Annotated in this window: 15 protein-coding genes; 10 read left to right on the top strand and 5 right to left on the bottom strand. The window is 62.0% G+C overall.

All coding sequences use genetic code 11. The features are described 5' to 3' along the window. Positions 1–3 precede the first annotated feature (3 nt). The 3 genes from O0882_RS13785 (at position 4) to O0882_RS13775 (ending at position 4,020) form a co-directional block, all read left to right on the top strand. Positions 4–1,227 (top strand): AGE family epimerase/isomerase, encoded by a 1,224-nt coding sequence (locus tag O0882_RS13785; RefSeq protein ID WP_289948796.1) that lies wholly within the window; start codon positions 4–6, stop codon positions 1,225–1,227. Beyond that, positions 1,224–2,147, top strand: coding sequence for a carbohydrate kinase (locus O0882_RS13780; RefSeq protein WP_289948795.1), 924 nt, complete (start codon positions 1,224–1,226; stop codon positions 2,145–2,147). Before O0882_RS13785 ends, O0882_RS13780 begins: the two co-directional genes overlap by 4 nt. 232 nt (positions 2,148–2,379) lie before the next feature. After that, positions 2,380–4,020, top strand: a complete 1,641-nt coding sequence (locus O0882_RS13775) for a diguanylate cyclase (protein ID WP_289948794.1) — start codon at positions 2,380–2,382, stop codon at positions 4,018–4,020. A gap of 34 nt (positions 4,021–4,054) precedes the next feature. On the opposite strand, the gene O0882_RS13770 is transcribed toward O0882_RS13775, so the two are convergent. After that, positions 4,055–5,140, bottom strand: coding sequence for a LacI family DNA-binding transcriptional regulator (locus O0882_RS13770; protein WP_289948793.1), 1,086 nt, complete (start codon positions 5,138–5,140; stop codon positions 4,055–4,057). Then, a complete protein-coding gene (locus tag O0882_RS13765; RefSeq protein ID WP_289948791.1) occupies positions 5,124–7,037 on the bottom strand; it encodes a glucokinase in 1,914 nt (637 codons plus the stop codon). The genes O0882_RS13770 and O0882_RS13765 overlap by 17 nt, the downstream gene beginning before the upstream one ends. A gap of 346 nt (positions 7,038–7,383) precedes the next feature. Here O0882_RS13765 and O0882_RS13760 point away from each other — a divergent pair, with 346 nt between their 5' ends. The 5 genes from O0882_RS13760 to ugpC all read left to right on the top strand — a co-directional run bounded on the left by O0882_RS13760 (position 7,384) and on the right by ugpC (position 13,208). Beyond that, positions 7,384–8,697: a carbohydrate porin gene (locus O0882_RS13760; RefSeq protein ID WP_289948789.1), complete on the top strand. Its 1,314-nt coding sequence runs from the start codon at positions 7,384–7,386 to the stop codon at positions 8,695–8,697. A 268-nt stretch (positions 8,698–8,965) separates the two neighbouring features. Further along, positions 8,966–10,219 carry an ABC transporter substrate-binding protein gene (locus tag O0882_RS13755; RefSeq protein WP_035817882.1) on the top strand — a complete coding sequence of 418 codons (1,254 nt, stop codon included), beginning with the start codon at positions 8,966–8,968 and terminating at the stop codon, positions 10,217–10,219. A gap of 113 nt (positions 10,220–10,332) precedes the next feature. Beyond that, a complete protein-coding gene (locus O0882_RS13750) occupies positions 10,333–11,217 on the top strand; it encodes a sugar ABC transporter permease (protein ID WP_071077887.1) in 885 nt (294 codons plus the stop codon). Continuing rightward, positions 11,214–12,089 (top strand): carbohydrate ABC transporter permease, encoded by an 876-nt coding sequence (locus O0882_RS13745; protein WP_289948784.1) that lies wholly within the window; start codon positions 11,214–11,216, stop codon positions 12,087–12,089. The genes O0882_RS13750 and O0882_RS13745 overlap by 4 nt, the downstream gene beginning before the upstream one ends. Positions 12,090–12,098: 9 nt before the next feature. Further along, positions 12,099–13,208 (top strand): sn-glycerol-3-phosphate ABC transporter ATP-binding protein UgpC, encoded by a 1,110-nt coding sequence (gene ugpC, locus O0882_RS13740; RefSeq protein WP_289948783.1) that lies wholly within the window; start codon positions 12,099–12,101, stop codon positions 13,206–13,208. A gap of 71 nt (positions 13,209–13,279) precedes the next feature. On the opposite strand, the gene O0882_RS13735 is transcribed toward ugpC, so the two are convergent. Further along, the gene (locus O0882_RS13735; RefSeq protein WP_289948781.1) at positions 13,280–14,308 is read right to left on the bottom strand and encodes a ParB/Srx family N-terminal domain-containing protein; all 1,029 of its coding nucleotides are present in this window, start codon (positions 14,306–14,308) and stop codon (positions 13,280–13,282) included. Between the two features lie 20 nt (positions 14,309–14,328). After that, complete coding sequence (locus O0882_RS13730) at positions 14,329–15,546, bottom strand: hypothetical protein (protein ID WP_289948778.1); 1,218 nt, start codon at positions 15,544–15,546, stop codon at positions 14,329–14,331. A gap of 240 nt (positions 15,547–15,786) precedes the next feature. Between O0882_RS13730 and O0882_RS13725 the strand changes: the two genes are divergently transcribed. Both O0882_RS13725 and O0882_RS13720 read left to right on the top strand, forming a co-directional pair. Continuing rightward, positions 15,787–16,137: a type II toxin-antitoxin system RelE/ParE family toxin gene (locus O0882_RS13725; RefSeq protein ID WP_289949202.1), complete on the top strand. Its 351-nt coding sequence runs from the start codon at positions 15,787–15,789 to the stop codon at positions 16,135–16,137. 31 nt (positions 16,138–16,168) lie between these two features. Beyond that, positions 16,169–16,465: an addiction module antidote protein gene (locus tag O0882_RS13720; RefSeq protein ID WP_219891491.1), complete on the top strand. Its 297-nt coding sequence runs from the start codon at positions 16,169–16,171 to the stop codon at positions 16,463–16,465. 15 nt (positions 16,466–16,480) lie between these two features. Here the strand turns inward: O0882_RS13720 and O0882_RS13715 are convergent, their stop codons facing one another. Then, the gene (locus O0882_RS13715) at positions 16,481–17,503 is read right to left on the bottom strand and encodes a Gfo/Idh/MocA family oxidoreductase (protein ID WP_289948776.1); all 1,023 of its coding nucleotides are present in this window, start codon (positions 17,501–17,503) and stop codon (positions 16,481–16,483) included. Between the last annotated feature and the right edge of the window lie 29 nt (positions 17,504–17,532).

Here is a 17,532-nt window from a genome sequence, read left to right as displayed (position 1 = left end):
CCCATGAATCCCGACTTCCGCTCCAGGCAGATGCTTGAAAATCACATCCTGCACACGATGCACTTTTATCACCCGCGCGCCATCGATGCGAGCGGCGGCTTTTATCACTTCTTCCTCGACGACGGCACGGTGTACGACGCCAGCACGCGCCACCTGGTCAGCAGCACGCGCTTCATCTTCAATTACGCCATGGCTTACCGCCATTTCGGCGATGACGATTACCAGGCGGCCCTGCGCCACGGCGTGGCCTTCTTGCGCGACGTGCACCGCGACCCGGCCACGGGCGGCTATGCCTGGCAATTGTCGTGGAAAGATGGCGTCAAGACGGTGGAAGACGGCGCCAACCACTGCTATGGCTTGGCCTTCGTGCTGTTGGCGTATGCGCACGCCTTGCAGGCGGGGATGCAGGAAGCGCGCGCGTATCTGGATGAGACCTTCGAATTGATGGAGCAGCGCTTCTGGCTGCCCGAACATGGCCTGTATGCGGACGTGGCCAGCGCCGACTGGGCGACGCTGGACGGCTACCGTGGCCAGAACGCCAATATGCATGCCTGCGAAGCCATGTTGGCCGCGTTCGAGGCGACGGGCGAAGCGCGCTATCTGCACCGCGCTGAAACCCTGGCGCACAACATCACGGTGCGCCAGGCGGGTCTGGCGAACGGCATGATCTGGGAGCACTACAAGCCTGACTGGGCTATCGACTGGGATTACAACCTGCACGACAAGAGCAATATCTTCCGTCCATGGGGCTACCAGCCCGGCCACTTCACGGAATGGGCCAAGCTGCTGCTGATCATGGAGCGCCATTCAAAATTCATGGCCGGCCCGTCCGACTGGCTGTTGCCGCGCGCGCGCGCCCTGTACGACACGGCGCTGGCCAAGGCCTGGGATGGCGCGCATGGCGGCATCCATTACGGTTTCGGCCCGCACGATGAAATCTGCGATGGCGACAAATATTTCTGGGTGCAGGCGGAAAGCTTCGCCGCCGCTGCCGTGCTGGCCGCGCGCACGGGCGACGACGCCTACTGGCAAAGCTACGACAAGATCTGGGATTACAGCTGGACGCATTTCGTCGACCACGAACACGGCGCCTGGTACCGCATTTTGACGCCCGAGAATCAAAAAATCAGCAACGAGAAAAGCCCGGCCGGCAAGGTCGATTACCACACCATGGGCGCCTGCTATGAAGTGCTGAACGTGCTGAACGTGCTCAAAGGTGCCGCATGAACGCCGCCAATTTCCCACGCTTTGTGTCGGCCGGCGAAGCGCTGACGGACATGCTGCGCACGGGCGCGGACGCCTGGAGCAGCCAGGTGGGCGGCTCGACCTGGAACGTGGCGCGCGTGATGGCGCGCCTGGGCGTGCCCAGCGCCTTTGCCGGTGCCGTCAGCCTCGACGTCTTCGGCGACGCGCTGGCGCAAGCGAGCGACGTGGCGGGCCTGGACATGCGTTTCTTGCAGCGCCGTGCGAAGTCGCCGCTGCTGGCCATCGTGCATGAACTGCATCCGCCCACGTATTACTTCATCGGCGACGACAGCGCCGACCTGCATTTCGACGCGGCGCAGCTGCCTGCCGGCTGGATGCAGGGCGCGCAATGGGTGCATTTCGGCGGCATCAGCCTGGCGCGCGAACCGCTGGCCGGCAAGCTCGTGGCGCTGGCGCAGGAACTCAAGGCGGCTGGCGTGAAGATCAGCTACGATCCGAATTTCCGCATCATGATGGATGAACGCTATGACGCCACCCTGCGCCGCATGACGGAGCTGGCCGACGTGGTCAAAGTGTCGGACGAAGACCTGGCGGGCCTGTTCCGCCACGATGACATCGATGGCGCGTTTGCCGTGCTGCGCGGCTGGAATCCGCACGCCACGTATTTGTATACGCGCGGCGCGCAGGGCGCGGCCCTGTACCGGGGCGAGCAGACATGGCAGGCGGCGCCACCCGTCATCGAAGTGGTCGATTCGGTGGGGGCGGGCGACGCCAGCATCGGCGGCTTGCTGTACAGCCTGATGTACCGGCCCGATGCCGATGGCGGCCAGCACTTGCGCTTTGCCGTCGCGGCGGGGGCGGGTGCCTGCCTGGCGGCCGGTGGCGCCCCGCCGTCGGTGCAATTGGTGGAATCGTTGCTGGAGCGCACTATATTGGGATGATGTGGGTAAAGTGTGCGTATTCAGCGGCGCCAGGGCGCCCTGCTTGCAAGAATAGGCGTAAGATTTGCTTTCTCTCCATGTCAAGAGCCTGTCCCGGGAACGGTATTCATCTGCGGGGCCAGGCTCCAGGTCATTCGCTGAAAAATATGCCATTCCTCCCAGTGCCACGCATGGCGCCATCTGGCCGGATCTGTGTGCTGTACAGAGCATGGGCGCTGAGAAGGAAGGCCGCATGCATAAGATCTGGAAGTTTTTCAATCCCAGGAGTTTCAAATTCAAGATGACGGTGCTCGTGGGCGTGCTGGTGCTGTGCGCGACGGGTTCTGTTGCGCTCACATCGCTGTCTGTCGCGCAAGGGCAGATGGTCTCCGTCATCGGCAATCAGCAATATGCCTTGCTGACCAGTGCGGCGGCATATATCGACGACGACTTGAATGCGAAGAAAGCACTGCTCAGGGTGCTGGCGGAAGGGCTACCCGCGGAGGTGGTTGAACATCCGCAGCGGATGCAGGCATTTATTGAAAAGCATCCAAGCCTGCGCGAGGAATTTTTCAATCTCGTCGCCTTTGATGCTACGGGAAAATTAATTGCCAGCATGAATGACCGGCGCGTGGTCGGCACGCTCAATTTCGCCGCGCGTGAATATTTTATCGATACCGTGAGACTCAGGGAAGGCGTGATATCGCGTCCATTCAAGAGCCAGCTGTCGGGCAAGCCCATTGTGCTGGTAACCGAACCGATCTATGACGAAGCCGGCAAATTGTTGTATATGATCGCCGGCGGTATCAATTTGCAAAGCCCGACATTTTTTGGCCAGTGGGAGCAGCTCAAGCCGGGCAAGAGTGGTTATCTGTTCATGTTGACCGACGACGGCACGATACTCCACCATCCGGACCCGGCGCGCGTCCTGAAGCGGGTGGATGATGAAACGGGCGGCGCAATGCCTTCCACCTTGGCAGCATTGCGTGGTTTTGACGGCTGGATGCAGGGTAAAACCAAGCCGGGCGTGCAGGCCATTATCACCTACAAGCATTTGCATGCGGCCGATTGGATCATCGGTGCCGTCTACCCTGAAAGCGAGGCCTTCACGCCGATCACCGATATTTATGCCCAAGTCATCATTGCTTCGTCAGGTGTCGCCTTGCTGGCAAGTTGTGCCGGCTGGCTGGCGGTGATGCTGCTCTTGCGTCCCTTGGGCGATCTGGGCCGGCATGTGGCGAACATACGCTCCGGCCATGCCGATATTGCGGTGTTTGATATCGCCCGCAAAGACGAGTTCGGGAAACTGAGCCGTGCATTCTATGCGCTGTCGCTGCAGAGGGAAGCTGCGGAGAGCAACCTCGCTGTTCTGGCGCGCACTGACATGCTGACCGGCCTGCACAACAGGCGCATGTTTGACGAGGCGCTGGCCGCGGCATTGACGCGCGCGCGGCGCGCTGGCACGGGCCTGGCGCTGGCCTATCTGGATATCGATTATTTTAAAAAAATAAATGACACCTATGGGCATGGCATCGGCGACCTGGTGTTGATTGAATTTGCCAAACGGCTCAAAGCTTGCGTCCGGGCATCGGACACGGTGGCGCGCCTTGCCGGCGACGAGTTTGTGATCATTTTTGAACAACTGAGGGATCAGTCCGAGCTCGCGATACTGGGCAAGAAAATCGTGCAAGAGATGGTCGTGCACTTTGATTGCGGCGGTATCGGTCTGCATGTCACCACCAGTGTCGGCTTGGCGTTCGGCGCCCAGGGTGATACGACGGCAGGGACATTGTTGACGGCGGCCGATACGGCGCTGTACCAGGCAAAAAGCGCTGGCCGCAACGGTTATGCCGTCACCTCGATCGGCAGCCCTGCCTTGACCGAGGCGCTGTAGGGCCTCGCCTGTTCTGGCAGCGTCAAGGTCTGCGCTATCCCTTTGCCGCCAGCGGCGCATACACACCCGACGATGCCCGCTCGACCAGGGTAAATTCCATCAGGCGATGCGTGGCGGGTGCCGGTTCTCCCGCGCGGCGCTGGCGTATCTCGTCGATGACGAGGCTGACGGCGGCGCGCGCCATGTCGGCGATGGGCTGGTGGATGGTGGTCAGCTCGGGCCAGACGGTGGTGGCGACGGGCGTGTCGTCGAAGCCGCACACGCTCAATTCGGCAGGCACCTGCAAGCCCATGCCGTGCGCCACGGCGAGGGTGGCGGCGGCCATGTCGTCGTTGCTGGCGAAGATGGCGCTGGGGCGTGGTGTTTGCGCCAGCAACTGGCGTGCCGCGTCCAGGCCCGAGCGATACGTAAAGTAGCCTTGCGCCACCCTGTGCGGCGGCACCTGCAAGCCCGCTTCGCGCATGGCGTCCTCGAAAGCCTGGCGCCGCAGCAGGGCGGGCGTGTGCGCCGGATCGCCTTCGATGAAGCCGATGTCGCGGTGGCCCAGGGCGAGCAGGTGGCGCGTCATGGCCAGCGCGCCTTCGTAGTCGTCGATGCGCACGGCCGACACGTCGGGCGAGGGGCGCGCCGTGGCCACGGCGATGGCGGGGATGCCCATCTGGTTCAGCTGCGCCAGCACTGCGGGCGAATCACACAGGGGCGGCGGCACCAGGATGCCGTCCACGCCGGCCGCCACCAGGCAGGCGATGCCGGCGCGCTGGCTATCCAGGTCTTCGCAGCGTTCGAGCAGCAGCTGGCCACCGCCCTGGCGGCATTGATCCATGGCGCCAACTAAAAATTCGCTGAGGAAGGCGGCGCTGGGATTGCTGTACAAGAGGCCGATGCGCAAGGTGCCCGTGCGGGCCGCCCTGGCCGCCAGGTTGGGCTGGTAGTGCAGGCTGGCGATCGCCGCCTCGACCTTGTCGCGCGTGGCCGCGCTGACGCTGGCGCGGCCGTTGATGACGCGCGACACCGTCATGGCCGACACGCCGGCCACGCGCGCCACGTCATGCACGGTGGCACCGCTGGCGGCGTCGGAGGAGGCGGGGGCGGCGTGCGCCGCCTTATTCGAGGTGACCACCGAATTTCAGCTTGCCGCTGATGCGCATGCCGTGCAATTGACCCTCTTCCAGTTCGGCGGCGCTGGTGCGCTGCGCCGTGTCGCGCCGCGCCAGGCCCACGGACAGGATATCGAGCATCATCAGCTGCAGCAGGCGCACGATCATCGGCACGAAATTGAGGTTGCCTTCCGGGTGGTTCAAGGTCAGCAGCACGTCGGCCAGCTTGGCCAGCGGCGAGCCGCTGGCGGTAATGGCCAGCACGCGCGCGCCGCAGCCCTGCGCTACCTTGACGGTGCGCAGCAGCTCGGGCAGGGCGCCCGAGCGCGAAATGACCAGCGCCACGTCGCCTGGTTTCAGCATGGCGGCGCTCATTTCCTGCGCCTGCGGATCGGCAAAGAAGCTGCTGACGATACCCAGGTTGAGCAGCTTGTGCTGCATGTCGTCGGCCACCACGCGGGCGCTGCCCACGGCCAGTAATTCCACGCGCTGCGCGCCGCGCAGCAGTTCGATGGCCGCCGTCAGCGCCTTCACGTCGAGCATGTCGCGCAGGGCCAGCGCGGCCGAGGCGTTATTGCCCAGCACCTTGCGCGCCAGTTCCGCGTCGGAGTCCGAGATCTCCACGTGGCAGTGCGCCACCGTGATGGCGCCGCCCGTCAGGCCGGACGCCAGCTTCAATTTGAAGTCGGCCAGCCCCTGCACGCCGATCGAGCGGCAAAAGCGCATCACGGTCGGCTGGCTCACGCCTACCCTCTGGGCGATTTCGGCGATCGGCAAGGTGAGCATGGCGTTCGGCTCCTTCAGCACCCAGTCTGCCACCTTGCATTCCGATGGGCTCATGCGCCCGCGCGCCTGGCGCACCGATTCGAGTACGGGTGCGCCGGAATGGGCGCGCTTGAGCTTTTGCGCCAGGATGGCGGCGATGCCCAGAAAAGTAGGCAGTTCTGCCGTGATCAGAAAGGTGGGAATCTGCGCCAGGTACTCGTTCAGGCGGCCCTTCTGTTCGAAGCGGGCGCGAAATTGCGACCGTTCGAACAGGGGACCCAGGCGCGGCACGATGCCCCCACCTATATAGATGCCGCCCAGCGCACCGAGCGTCATGGCCACGTTGCCGGCGATGGAGCCGAGGATGGCGCAAAAGCAGTCCACCGCTTCGATGCAGACGTCGCATTCATTGTTCAGGGCGCGGCTGGTGATGTCGGCCGCCAGCAGCGGCGGCGCATCGGGTTTGCCTGCGCGCTCGGACAGGGCGCGGTAGATCAGTTCCAGTCCGCGCCCGGAGGCGAGGCGCTCGGCCGAGACGTGCGACAGTTCGCGCCAGGCGAAGGACAGCACGTCCATCTCGCGCTGGTCGCAGGGGGCGAAGCTGACGTGACCCCCTTCGCTGCCCAGCGCGATCCAGCGGTCTTCGGCGGGAATCATGCCCGACACGCCCAGGCCCGTGCCGGAACCGAGCAGGCCGATGACGCTGTCGGCACGCGCCATGCCGCCACCGATCTGCAGGCGCTGGTCGGGCCGCAGATAGGGCAGGGCCATGGCCAGCGCCGTGAAGTCGTTCACCACCAGCAGCGTGTCGAGGCCCAGCGCGGCACGCATCGCTTCGATCGAGAAGAACCAGTGATGGTTCATCATGCGGATATTGTCGTCGTCGATGGGATTGGCGATGGCGATGGCCGCATGGCGCACCCGCGCCGAACCGGCGGCACGCGCTTCGCTGCTATCCATATACGCGGTGATGGCGTCGAGCAGCGAAGCGTAGTCGTCGCAGGGCAGCACGGCCACCGCTTCCAGGTGGCCCTGGCGCGTTTCGAGCACGAAGCGGGCATTGGTGCCGCCGATGTCGGCCAGCAAACGCGGCCCTTCACTGAAACGCTCCGCCGGATCGCTGCCTGCTACTTCCATTTTTTCATCAATTTTCATGGCGGTGCTGAGTCTCGTTTGCGTGCGCGGTCGTGGCGGCGCACTGTCGTTATGGGCAAAAACCAAGGATTTTAATTCGTATACGTGCCGCGTGCCGAAAAATGCAGGGTAGCTGCGCAAATGCTTGTCCACAGTGCCAGAAACGCTGGCGTCAGCGGAAAAAAACAGGGCAGTCAACTCGCACATCAGTACGCAAATAAAGTGTCGCAGAGTAGTCGTAGGATTACAACATAATATGTTGATATTTGTTCGTAGTATAGTTACTATGTCCCTGCTGGAAAGAATTCTGGCCAGTACATTCGGCCACGAATGACTAGATAAAAAATAACTACTGAGGAGACTTACCATGCTGCATCGCACCATGTTGAAGGCCGTGTTGAAGACACTGCCAGCTGCCATCGTCTTAGCCATCGCCAGCGGTTCCGCTGCCGCCGATCCAATGTATCCATCCGACTCCGAAGGCTTCCACGGTTACCTGCGCGCCGGCGCCGGCAGCAATACTTCGGGCGGTGGCGGTTCGCAAGGCTGCTTCGGCCTGGGTGGCAATACCATGAAGTACCGTCTGGGCAATGAGTGCGACGCCTACACGGAATTCGGCTACACCAAGTCCGTCGCCAAGTCCGGCGGCGTGAACTACCTGGCCACCATCTGGGTCAACGCCTACGCGCCAAACTCGGATTTCGGCGACAATAAACTGGGCATCGTCAAGGCCTATGTCGAAGCGCAGGGACTCGATTTCCTCAACGGCGGCACGGCCTGGATCGGTAAGCGCTTCTACTACCGTCCTGACATCCACATGCTGGACTTGCAGTACATCAACATGAACGGCACGGGCGCAGGCCTGGACCGCATTCCTGCGGGCCCCGGTAAATTCTCGTATGCCTTCTTCAAGGACAACGATGTTACCCAGTACGATGATGCCAAAGGTACGCGCAGCGGCGTACCGAACGCCTACCTGGGCACCAAGTCTGCCGTGCGCCAGAACTTCATCTACGGTGAGATTCCCGTCAATGAAAACGGTACCCTGGACCTGGCCGCGACCTACATCATCGGCGAAGGCAAGGACAACGACATCCTGGGCAAGCGCAATAACGGCTGGCAGCTGTCGGCATTCCACCGTCAAGCGAAAGTCTTCGGTGGTGGCAACACCTTCGGCGTGCAATACGGCGTCGGTCCTGGCACGGGCAAGGGCGCGCAATTCGGCGCGTCGGGCGACACCGGTTTGGGTTCGGACGTCAAGCGCACGCGCATCTTCAATGACATGGCGATCCAGCCGATGGCTAACTTCGGCATGGAATTCGTCGCCCTGTGGCAAAAAGACGAGTCGAACGCCAACGGTTCCTCGACCTGGACCTCGGTCGGCGTGCGCCCTGTGTACGCATTCACCGACAACTTCAAGCTGGTGGGCGAACTGGGCACGGACCGCGTGACGCAAGCGGGCGGCCTGCCGGCCAAGCGCCTGACCAAGCTGACCATCGCGCCGACGATCTCGGCCGGCCCAGGCCTGTGGTCGCGTCCTGAACTGCGTGCTTTTGTCACCTACGGCAAATGGAACGATGCGGCCACCGCGTCGGTCAATGCGTCGAACAACGGCGGCCCGATCTACAACAACAATACCAGCGGCACGTCGTATGGTTTCCAAGTGGAAACCTGGTTCTAAACACCGAACCAAACGGTTTTGTTCAGTATTGACGTTTGTAATGCAGATCAACCTGGCGCATCCTTCGCGGATGCGTTTTTGGCGCCGTCCCGTGATATAAATACAATGTAAGCATGTCATGGATCACGGCGCCGTCTTTTCACTGAAGATGATGCCCGTTTGCAAGCGGGTCTGAGCACAAGAGCGCCGGTACAGGCGCAGATTTCACCTTTTTCGGCCCCCGTATGCCGAAGCCCCCTAAAAGCTTGATCAAAAAAGGAATGTGGAGATGAAACTGAAATTCAAGATTACCCAACTGGCCGCACTGACCACCCTGGCATTTGCCGGCAGCGCCTTTGCGACCGACGTGGAAGTGTTGCACTACTGGACTTCCGGCGGCGAAGCGAAGTCCGTGGGCCAGTTGCAGCAAATCGTGAAGGAAAGCGGCTTCGGCTGGAAAGACTTCGCCGTGGCTGGTGGCGCTGGCGAAAACGCCGCGACCGCTCTGAAAACCCGCGTCATTTCCGGCAACCCGCCAACGGCCGCCCAGATCAAGGGCCCATCGATCCAGGAGTGGGGCGCGGAAGGCGTGCTGGCCAATATCGATGATGCCGCCATTCCAGGCAAATGGGATGCCGTGCTGCCGAAAGTCGTGGCCGACATCATGAAATACAAGGGCCACTACGTTGCCGCTCCCGTCAACGTCCACCGCGTCAACTGGATGTGGGTCAATCCGGAAGTGCTGAAAAAAGCCGGCGTGGCCACCACCCCGACCACCTGGGATGCATTCTTCGACGCGGCCGAGAAAATCAAGAAATCGGGCGGCATCGCGATCGCCCACGGTGGCCAGCCTTGGCAGGACGCCACCGTGTTTGAATCCGTCGCGCTGGGCGTGGGCGGCACGGAATTCTACAAAAAGGCCATCCTCAAGCTGGACCAGAAGGAATTGACCGGCCCGACCATGCTCAAGGTGTTCGACACCCTGGGCAAGGTGAAGACCTACATCGACAAGGATGCGGCAGGCCGCGACTGGAACCTGGCCACCGCCATGGTCATCAACAACAAGGCCGGCTTCCAGTTCATGGGCGACTGGGCCAAGGGCGAGTTCACGGCTGCCGGCAAGGTGCCGGGCAAGGATTACCTGTGCGTGGCAGCGCCTGGCACGGACAAGGCCTACACCTTCAACATCGATTCGTTTGCCATGTTCACGCAAAAGGATGCGAATGCGAAGAAAGGGCAGATCGCCCTGGCCAACGCCATCATGAATCCGAAGTTCCAGTCGATCTTCAACCTGAACAAGGGTTCCATTCCCGTGCGTTCCGGCGTTTCCAAGGACAAGTTTGACGCTTGCGCCCTGAAATCGATGGAAGACATGGACGCCACCAACAAGACCGGCGGCCTGGTGCCATCGTTCGCGCACGGCATGGCGCTGCCATCGGCCACGCAAGGCGCCGTGACCGACGTCATCGCCAAGTTCATGAATACCAACATGAGCTCGAAAGACGCGGTTGCAGCCTTGGCCAAAGCGGCAAAGGTGAAGTAATCACGCCGGCGCCGGCACTCCCGCCGGCGCCCGCTGCATCGCATGCATCGCAGGCGCCCGCCCTGGCGTTCCTCCAGGCCGGCGCCACACGCAGTTCTCTCTACGGCTCTCCTATGTCCATACGCAAGCAATTCGACCGATGGATACCGCAGATGGTGCTGGGCCCCACGCTCATCGCCAGTCTGCTATTCGTCTATGGTTTTATCTTTTTGACCGGTTGGCTGTCGCTGACCGAATCGCGGCTGATGCCGAACTACGAGTTCGCCGGCCTGGTGCAATACGTCGAGCTGTTCGACAATGAGCGCTGGTGGACCTCGCTCAAGAACCTCGGCATCTTCGGTGTCCTGTTCATCGGTTGCAGCATCGCCATCGGCCTGTTCCTGGCGATCCTGCTGGACCAGAAAATCCGCGCCGAAGGCGCGCTGCGCGCCATCTACCTGTATCCGATGGCGCTGTCCTTCATCGTCACCGGCACCGCCTGGAAATGGATGCTCAATCCCAGCCTGGGCCTGGAAAAGGTCATGCACGACTGGGGCTGGACCTCGTTCACCTTCGACTGGCTGGTGAACTCCGACATGGCCATCTACACGGTGGTGATCGCCGGCGTGTGGCAATCGTCGGGCTTTGTCATGGCGCTGTTCCTGGCCGGCCTGCGCGGCATCGATGATGAAATCATCAAGGCGGCGCAAGTCGATGGCGCATCGCTGCCGACGATCTACTGGCGCATCGTGATTCCCGCCATGCGTCCCGTGTTTTTCAGCGTGCTGCTGATCCTGGCGCATATCGCCATCAAGAGCTTCGACCTGGTCATCGCACTGACGGCTGGCGGACCTGGCAACTCGTCGTCCGTGCCGGCCATCTTCATGTACCAGTTTTCCTTCACCCGCGGCCAGCTGGGCCTGGGCTCGGCATCGGCAATGATGATGCTGGCCACCATCGTGGCCGTGCTCGTGCCGCTGATGTACCTGGAAACGCGCAGCGCAAAGGCGATGAGATGACACACACTCCTACACGTAACAACAAACTCACCCTGGGACGGGTGGTGGTGTACCTGCTGCTGATTCTGTTCGCGGTGTACTACATCGTGCCCCTGTACGTGACCCTGTCGACGTCGTTCAAGTCGCTCGACGAAATCCGCAGCGGCAACCTGCTGGCCTTGCCGCACGTGTGGCAGTTCGATTCCTGGTCCAAGGCCTGGTCTTCGGCCTGCACAGGCGTCACTTGCGACGGCATGCAGCCGTTCTTCTGGAACTCGATCAAGATGGTGATACCCGCCGTGCTGATCTCGACCTTCCTGGGCGCCTTCAACGGCTATGTGTTCGCGCACTGGCGCTTCCGTGGTTCGGAAATGCTGTTCGCCGCCTTGCTGGTGGGCTGCTTCATTCCATTCCAGGTCGTGATCCTGCCGATGGCGCGTTTGCTGGGCGAATTCGGCCTGGCCAATACCACCACCGGCCTGGTCTTCGTGCACGTGGTGTACGGCACGGCCTTCACGACCCTGTTCTTCCGTAACTACTACATCGGCGTGCCGGAAGAACTGATCAAGGCAGCGCGCATCGACGGCGCCGGCTTCTTCCTGATCTTCCGCAAGATCGTGCTGCCGATTTCGGGTCCGATTTTCGTCGTCTGCATCATCTGGCAGTTCACGCAGATCTGGAACGACTTCCTGTTCGGCATCGTCTTCGCCAGCGGCGATTCGCAACCGATCACGGTGGGCTTGAACAATCTGGTCAACACGTCCACGGGCGTGAAGGAATACAACGTCAACATGGCGGCCGCGGTGATTGCCGCGCTGCCTACCCTGCTGGTCTATCTGGTCGCAGGCCGATATTTTGTGCGCGGTCTGACCGCAGGCGCAGTCAAAGGTTAAGGAAATAATATGTCCAGTTTATCGATACGCGGTATCCGCAAGGTGTATACGAATGGCGTCGAAGTCCTGAAAGGCATCGACATCGAGATCAAGGATGGCCAGTTCCTGATCCTCGTCGGCGGCTCCGGCTCCGGCAAATCGACCTTGCTCAATATGGTGGCCGGCCTGGAAAGCGTCACGTCCGGCGAAATCCTCATCGACGGCAAGGTCGTCAACGACCTGCCGCCGAAGGACCGCGACATCGCCATGGTGTTCCAGTCCTACGCGCTGTACCCGTCGATGACGGTGCGCGAAAACATCGCGTTTGGCCTGAATGTGAAAAAGGTGCCGAAGGCGGAGCAGGAAGAAATCGTCGCCCGCGTCGCCGAGACCCTGCAGATCACGCACTTGCTGGACCGCCGTCCGGCGCAGCTGTCGGGCGGCCAGCGCCAGCGCGTGGCCATGGGCCGCGCCATTTCGCGCAAGCCTTCGCTGTTCCTGTTCGACGAACCGCTGTCGAACCTGGACGCCAAGCTACGCGTGGAAATGCGCGCCGAGATCAAGCTGCTGCACCAGCGCCTGAAAGCGACCATCGTCTACGTCACGCATGACCAGATCGAAGCGATGACCATGGGCGACCTGATCGCCGTCATGAAGGATGGGGTGGTGCAGCAACTGGGCACGCCGCAGGAAATCTATGACAATCCGGCAAATCTGTTCGTGGCCGGTTTCATCGGCTCGCCATCGATGAATTTCATTACCGTCAAGCCTGTCATCGAGGGCGGCGAGGTGTTTGTCGCCATCGAGAACGCGGGCAAGAGCATGCGCCTGGCCTTGCCTTTCGACGCCGACAAGCTGCGCGCCTACGCGGGCCGCGAGGTGGTCCTGGGCGTGCGCCCGGAACAGATTACGGACATGAGCAGCGCGCACGGCGATGTGGGCCAGGAACTCGGTTGTCTGATCGACCTCGTCGAGCCGACCGGCCCCGATACCCTGCTGACGACGCGCCTGAACGGCGCGGCCGTGACTTGCCGCACGCACCCGCGCGAAGCCGTGCTGCCGGGGCAGACCATGCAGCTGTCGTTCAACCTGTCGAAAGCGGCCCTGTTTGATCCGGCCAATGGCGAGCGCATCGCGTAAGCGGCACCTGCCATAGATAACGGCCCGCCTGTCAGCTGACAGGCGGGCCGTTGTCGTTTACGTCGCCGCGCTTATTGCGCCAGCGATTTCCTGTACGCGATGGCGTAGCCCAGCTTGCCTTTGTTCTGCGTCAATTCGTCCAGCGTTTCGCGGTCGACCTTGTCCAGTGCGCCCAGGTCTGCGGCGCGCTTGCCGCCGCTGACGATGTCATCAGGCCGCAGCGCCACCATGGCCTGCGCCGCTTGCAGGATGACGCCGGCATACGCGGCGGGATCAAGCAGGTCGATGCGCGCCAGGTCCAGCGCCGGTTTGTCGCGCAGCCAGCCGGCCCAGTAAAACTCGAGAAATTCCGTGGCCTGCGCGGGCGGCTTGTAGCCGATCTCGCGCGTAAAGTAGACGAGCGAGCGGTACGGGTCGTCGCCCAGCGATGCCAGGCCGATGGCGGCTGGCAGTTGCTGCGGCGTGATGGCCTGGTTGCGGCCGTTCTTCAGCCACACCTTGTTTTCTGCGCGCATGCGCGTCCAGAACGCCGCTTCACCCAGCGCGCTGAAATTGTCGCTGACCTTGACCCAGACTTTCAATTGATGATTGCGCCCGCCGTCGGCGTCCCAGAAGGTGGAAAACGTGTGGTGGCCATCGGTCAGGTACACGACGCCGCGCGGGCCGATGACGACGCTCTTCATGTCGTCCGGGCGGCTGCCCACGGCCGCCTTGCAGCGGTAGCCGGCCGGTGGCGCGGCCAGGGTGGCACCAGGCACATTGGCCGTGTCGGGCAAGACGTCGCCCTGGCCATTGGCCTCGCACAGGTCGGCGAATTTCTTCGGCCTGGCGATGTCGGCGATGTGCTTTTCTTCGGCCGCATAGCGTCCCAGCTTGTAGTACACCTGGTCGTAGCCGATGGCGGGCTGGGTCGGATGCAGTTCATCGAGGCGTACTTGCAGGATGCGCGGATGGGCGGCGCTGCCCACCACGGTGGCCATCAGCGCCTGCTGGCGCGCACTCAGCGCCGGTGCCGTGGCGACGGCGGCATCCTTGGCCCACACCGCATGGCTGAAGGACAGGGCCAGCAGCAGCGCGCTGGCAGCGTGTGTGGTGTGCATGCGACTCTCCTGTGTGCGCCTCATGCCAGCAGCGCGCTGGGCACGCGCGGCGAAGACATCAAATCGCGGAAGGCGGCCCAGTGCTCGGCGCGCGTACTGCCCTGGCGTTCGACATAGGCTTTCGCCATGTCCTGGCCCAGGTTGTAATTGATGACATAAGCACCCATGGCATCGTAGAACTGCAGGCGCTGCGCCGATTTCTCGGCCGGATACAGGCGCACGTTGACCAGCCATTCCAGCGCTTCTTCGCGCGTGATGCTGCCTTCGAGGTACTGGCGCGCGATGTCGTTGTCGGCGTAGCCGAGTTTGGCCAGCAGCGCATTGAGTTGCGCATAGCGGGGCGCCAGCGCCGGGTCCAGGCCGGCCAGCGGGTACAGCACTTGCTGTTCGAAGTCCAGCCGCTCCGCATCCGTAAAACTCAGTTCGATGCCGTAATTGGCCGTGCCTTCGGCGATCAGCGATTGCGGCGAATACAGCGGATAAATGCAGTATTCCATCCAGCCTTTGTCGCGCACCAGGTCGCGTTCCAGCAGCACGTTGTAGACGTGGTGGCCCGGATAGGCCTCGTGGCAACCGAGGTCGACGGCGCGATCGATATACACGGGCAAGTCCGTATTGATCTGGATCACACTCTGGTAGTTGCCCTTGTACCAGTTGTAGCCGCTCCACGGCTTGTCGGTGACGAATTCCAGCACGAAATCCTCGCCTTCGGGCAGGGCGATGTACTGCAGGGTGCGTTCGCGGCCCGCGCGGATGGCCGCCTCCATGACGGCGCGCAGCTTGTCGGCGGGAATGACGAGTTGCGCACGCAAGGCGTTGACCCTGTCGCTGACTGTGCCCTCGCCTGGCAGCAAGGCGTCGATTTCCGCCACCAGTGCTTCGTACCAGGCGCGGCTGTGATGGGGCGATACGGCGTCGTACAGGCGTGCGCTTTGCGTATCGAAATCGAGGCGTGCTCCCTGCAGCATGTCGGCCTTGGCCAGTACGGCTTGCAATTGCTTGCGCAGGTTGACGGCGCGCAAGGATGCGTCATCAGCCAGCAGGGCCAGCGCCTCGTTTGCGCCATCCTTGATATCGCTCAAACCTTGTTGCTGTTCTGACGCTTCCTGTTGCCACGCGGGCGGGCCGTAATAGGCATCTACATATGAAGCATCGTGCTGGCCCATGGCCAGGACCAGCTTGACGTAGCGTTCGGCCACGTGGGCAAGGGTAGGAAAGTTGCTGTCGTTATTCGTCATGGCGGCAGGGGTTTTTACGGTTGAGCAGCGCTTATTGTATAGCGCAATCGGCTGCGGGTGAGGCATGTACCTGCCACATCATTTCTCAGCAGTAATTGAGGAAACACATCTTGATATGCATCAGCGATCCCTGCATTTGGCAGCTGCGCCGCGCATTTCGACGTCAAGATGGCATGGTCTTCTTTTTTATGAATGCACGCGATTTTTTCCTTGATCTTTCTTCGTTTATGGACGAATATGATGTACGAGATCCGGCACTATCTGACGTCATCGGGCAGGGATTTATATACGGAATGGCTGAAACGCCAACGCGACAATACGGCCAGGGTGGCCATAGCCCGGCGTGTGCTGCGTATGATTCCCGGAAATTTTGGCGATCACAAGTTTTGCCATGACGGCGTGTGGGAATTGCGCATCGACGTGGGGCCTGGTTACCGCGTGTATTACGCCATCGCTGACGGGCAGATCATTTTATTATTGTGTGGCGGCGACAAGCGCACGCAGCCGAAAGATATCGAATACGCCTGTGCCTGCTGGCACGACTGGAAGGAGAGAGGACATGAGAGAGAACATGAGCGAGGATATCCGTAAAGCACCGCGAGACCGCTCGCATGACGAAGCGATGGCTGAGCTGTACCGCGACGATCCCGATCTCGCCCTTGAATTGATCAACCATATCCTCATCGATGGCGATCACGGCGAACTGCTGGCCGTGCTGCGCCAGCTGACGCGCGCCTTTGGCGGCGTGCCCGCCGTGGCGCAGGCGGCCAAGCTCAATCCTACCCAGCTGTACCGTACCTTGTCGCCCGAGGGCAATCCTTCACTGAGCACCTTGACGGCCATCCTCGATGCCATGGGCTTGCGCCTGGCCGTGGAACCCAAACAGCCCGGACGTCCATTTCCTGCACCGGCTGCCTGAGTCCCTGCCTTCGGCTTAAAACTCGACGGGCCGCGCCTCGCGCATCGCTTGCGTCATGGCCAGGCCGATGCGCGTCGCTTCCGTCGCATCGTGCAAGGTCAGTGACAGAGTGCGCCGGCCCAGCGCCGCGTCCGTGAATTCCTGCGCCTCGATCAAAAAGGCGTCGGCGAAGCGGGCATAGAAGTCCGGCGTGCATTCATTGCGCACGCCGTGCGCATCCGAAATTTCCACCCTGTTCAGGCGCGGATTGCTGCCCACGGTCAGGCGGCCGCCCGTGCCGAACACTTCCGTCAGGGCTTCATGGCCATGCGCCATGGTGCGCGAGGCCATGAAGCTGGCCATGCTGCCATCGGCAAACTCGACCGTGGCCAGGCCGTTGTCGACGTCGCCGAACGCCTGCAAGCCCGTGTGGATGGCGTTGGTGCCGCTCGCATACACGCGCTTGGGCACAGGATTGCCCAGCAGCCAGCGCGCCAGGTCGATGTCGTGCACGCTGCAGTCGAGGAAGATGCCGCCGCTGGTGGGGGCGAAGCGCATGAAGGCGCCGCTGGGGTCGTTCTGGTCACAGGTTTGCGAACGCACCAGATACGGCTTGCCGATGAAACCTTGGGCGATCTTTTGCTGCGCGTCATGATAGCTGGCGTCGAAACGCCGCACGAAACCGATCATGATGGTCAGCTGCGGGTGGCGCGCCGCTTCCGCTTCCACTTTCAGGCAGTCGGCCAGGTCCAGCGACAGCGGTTTTTCGCAAAACACATGCTTGCCGGCGCGCAGGGCGGCGATGATCTGGTCCGCATGCAGCGAGGTGGGCGTGACGAGAAACACGGCGTCCAGGCCCGGATGGGCCAGCAAGGCGTCGTAATCCGCATAGCCGGTGGTGATGCCGAGCTGGCTTGCGGCCCAGTCCAGTTCAGCGGGCACGGGGCTGCAGGCGGCCACGACTTCGGCATTCGGCACGCGCTGCGCCAGGTTGATGGCGTGGCGCTGGCCCAGCCGGCCCAGGCCGACGATGCCGACTTTTAATGTTGGGGATGACATGGTGTCTCCAGATATTTTTATTATTGGTT

The sequence above is a fragment of the Janthinobacterium sp. SUN073 genome, assembly GCF_030397665.1.
GTDB lineage: Bacteria > Pseudomonadota > Gammaproteobacteria > Burkholderiales > Burkholderiaceae_D > Janthinobacterium.
The sequence above is the reverse complement of the archived record's forward strand: the minus strand, read 5'-3'. Positions and strand labels throughout refer to the sequence as shown.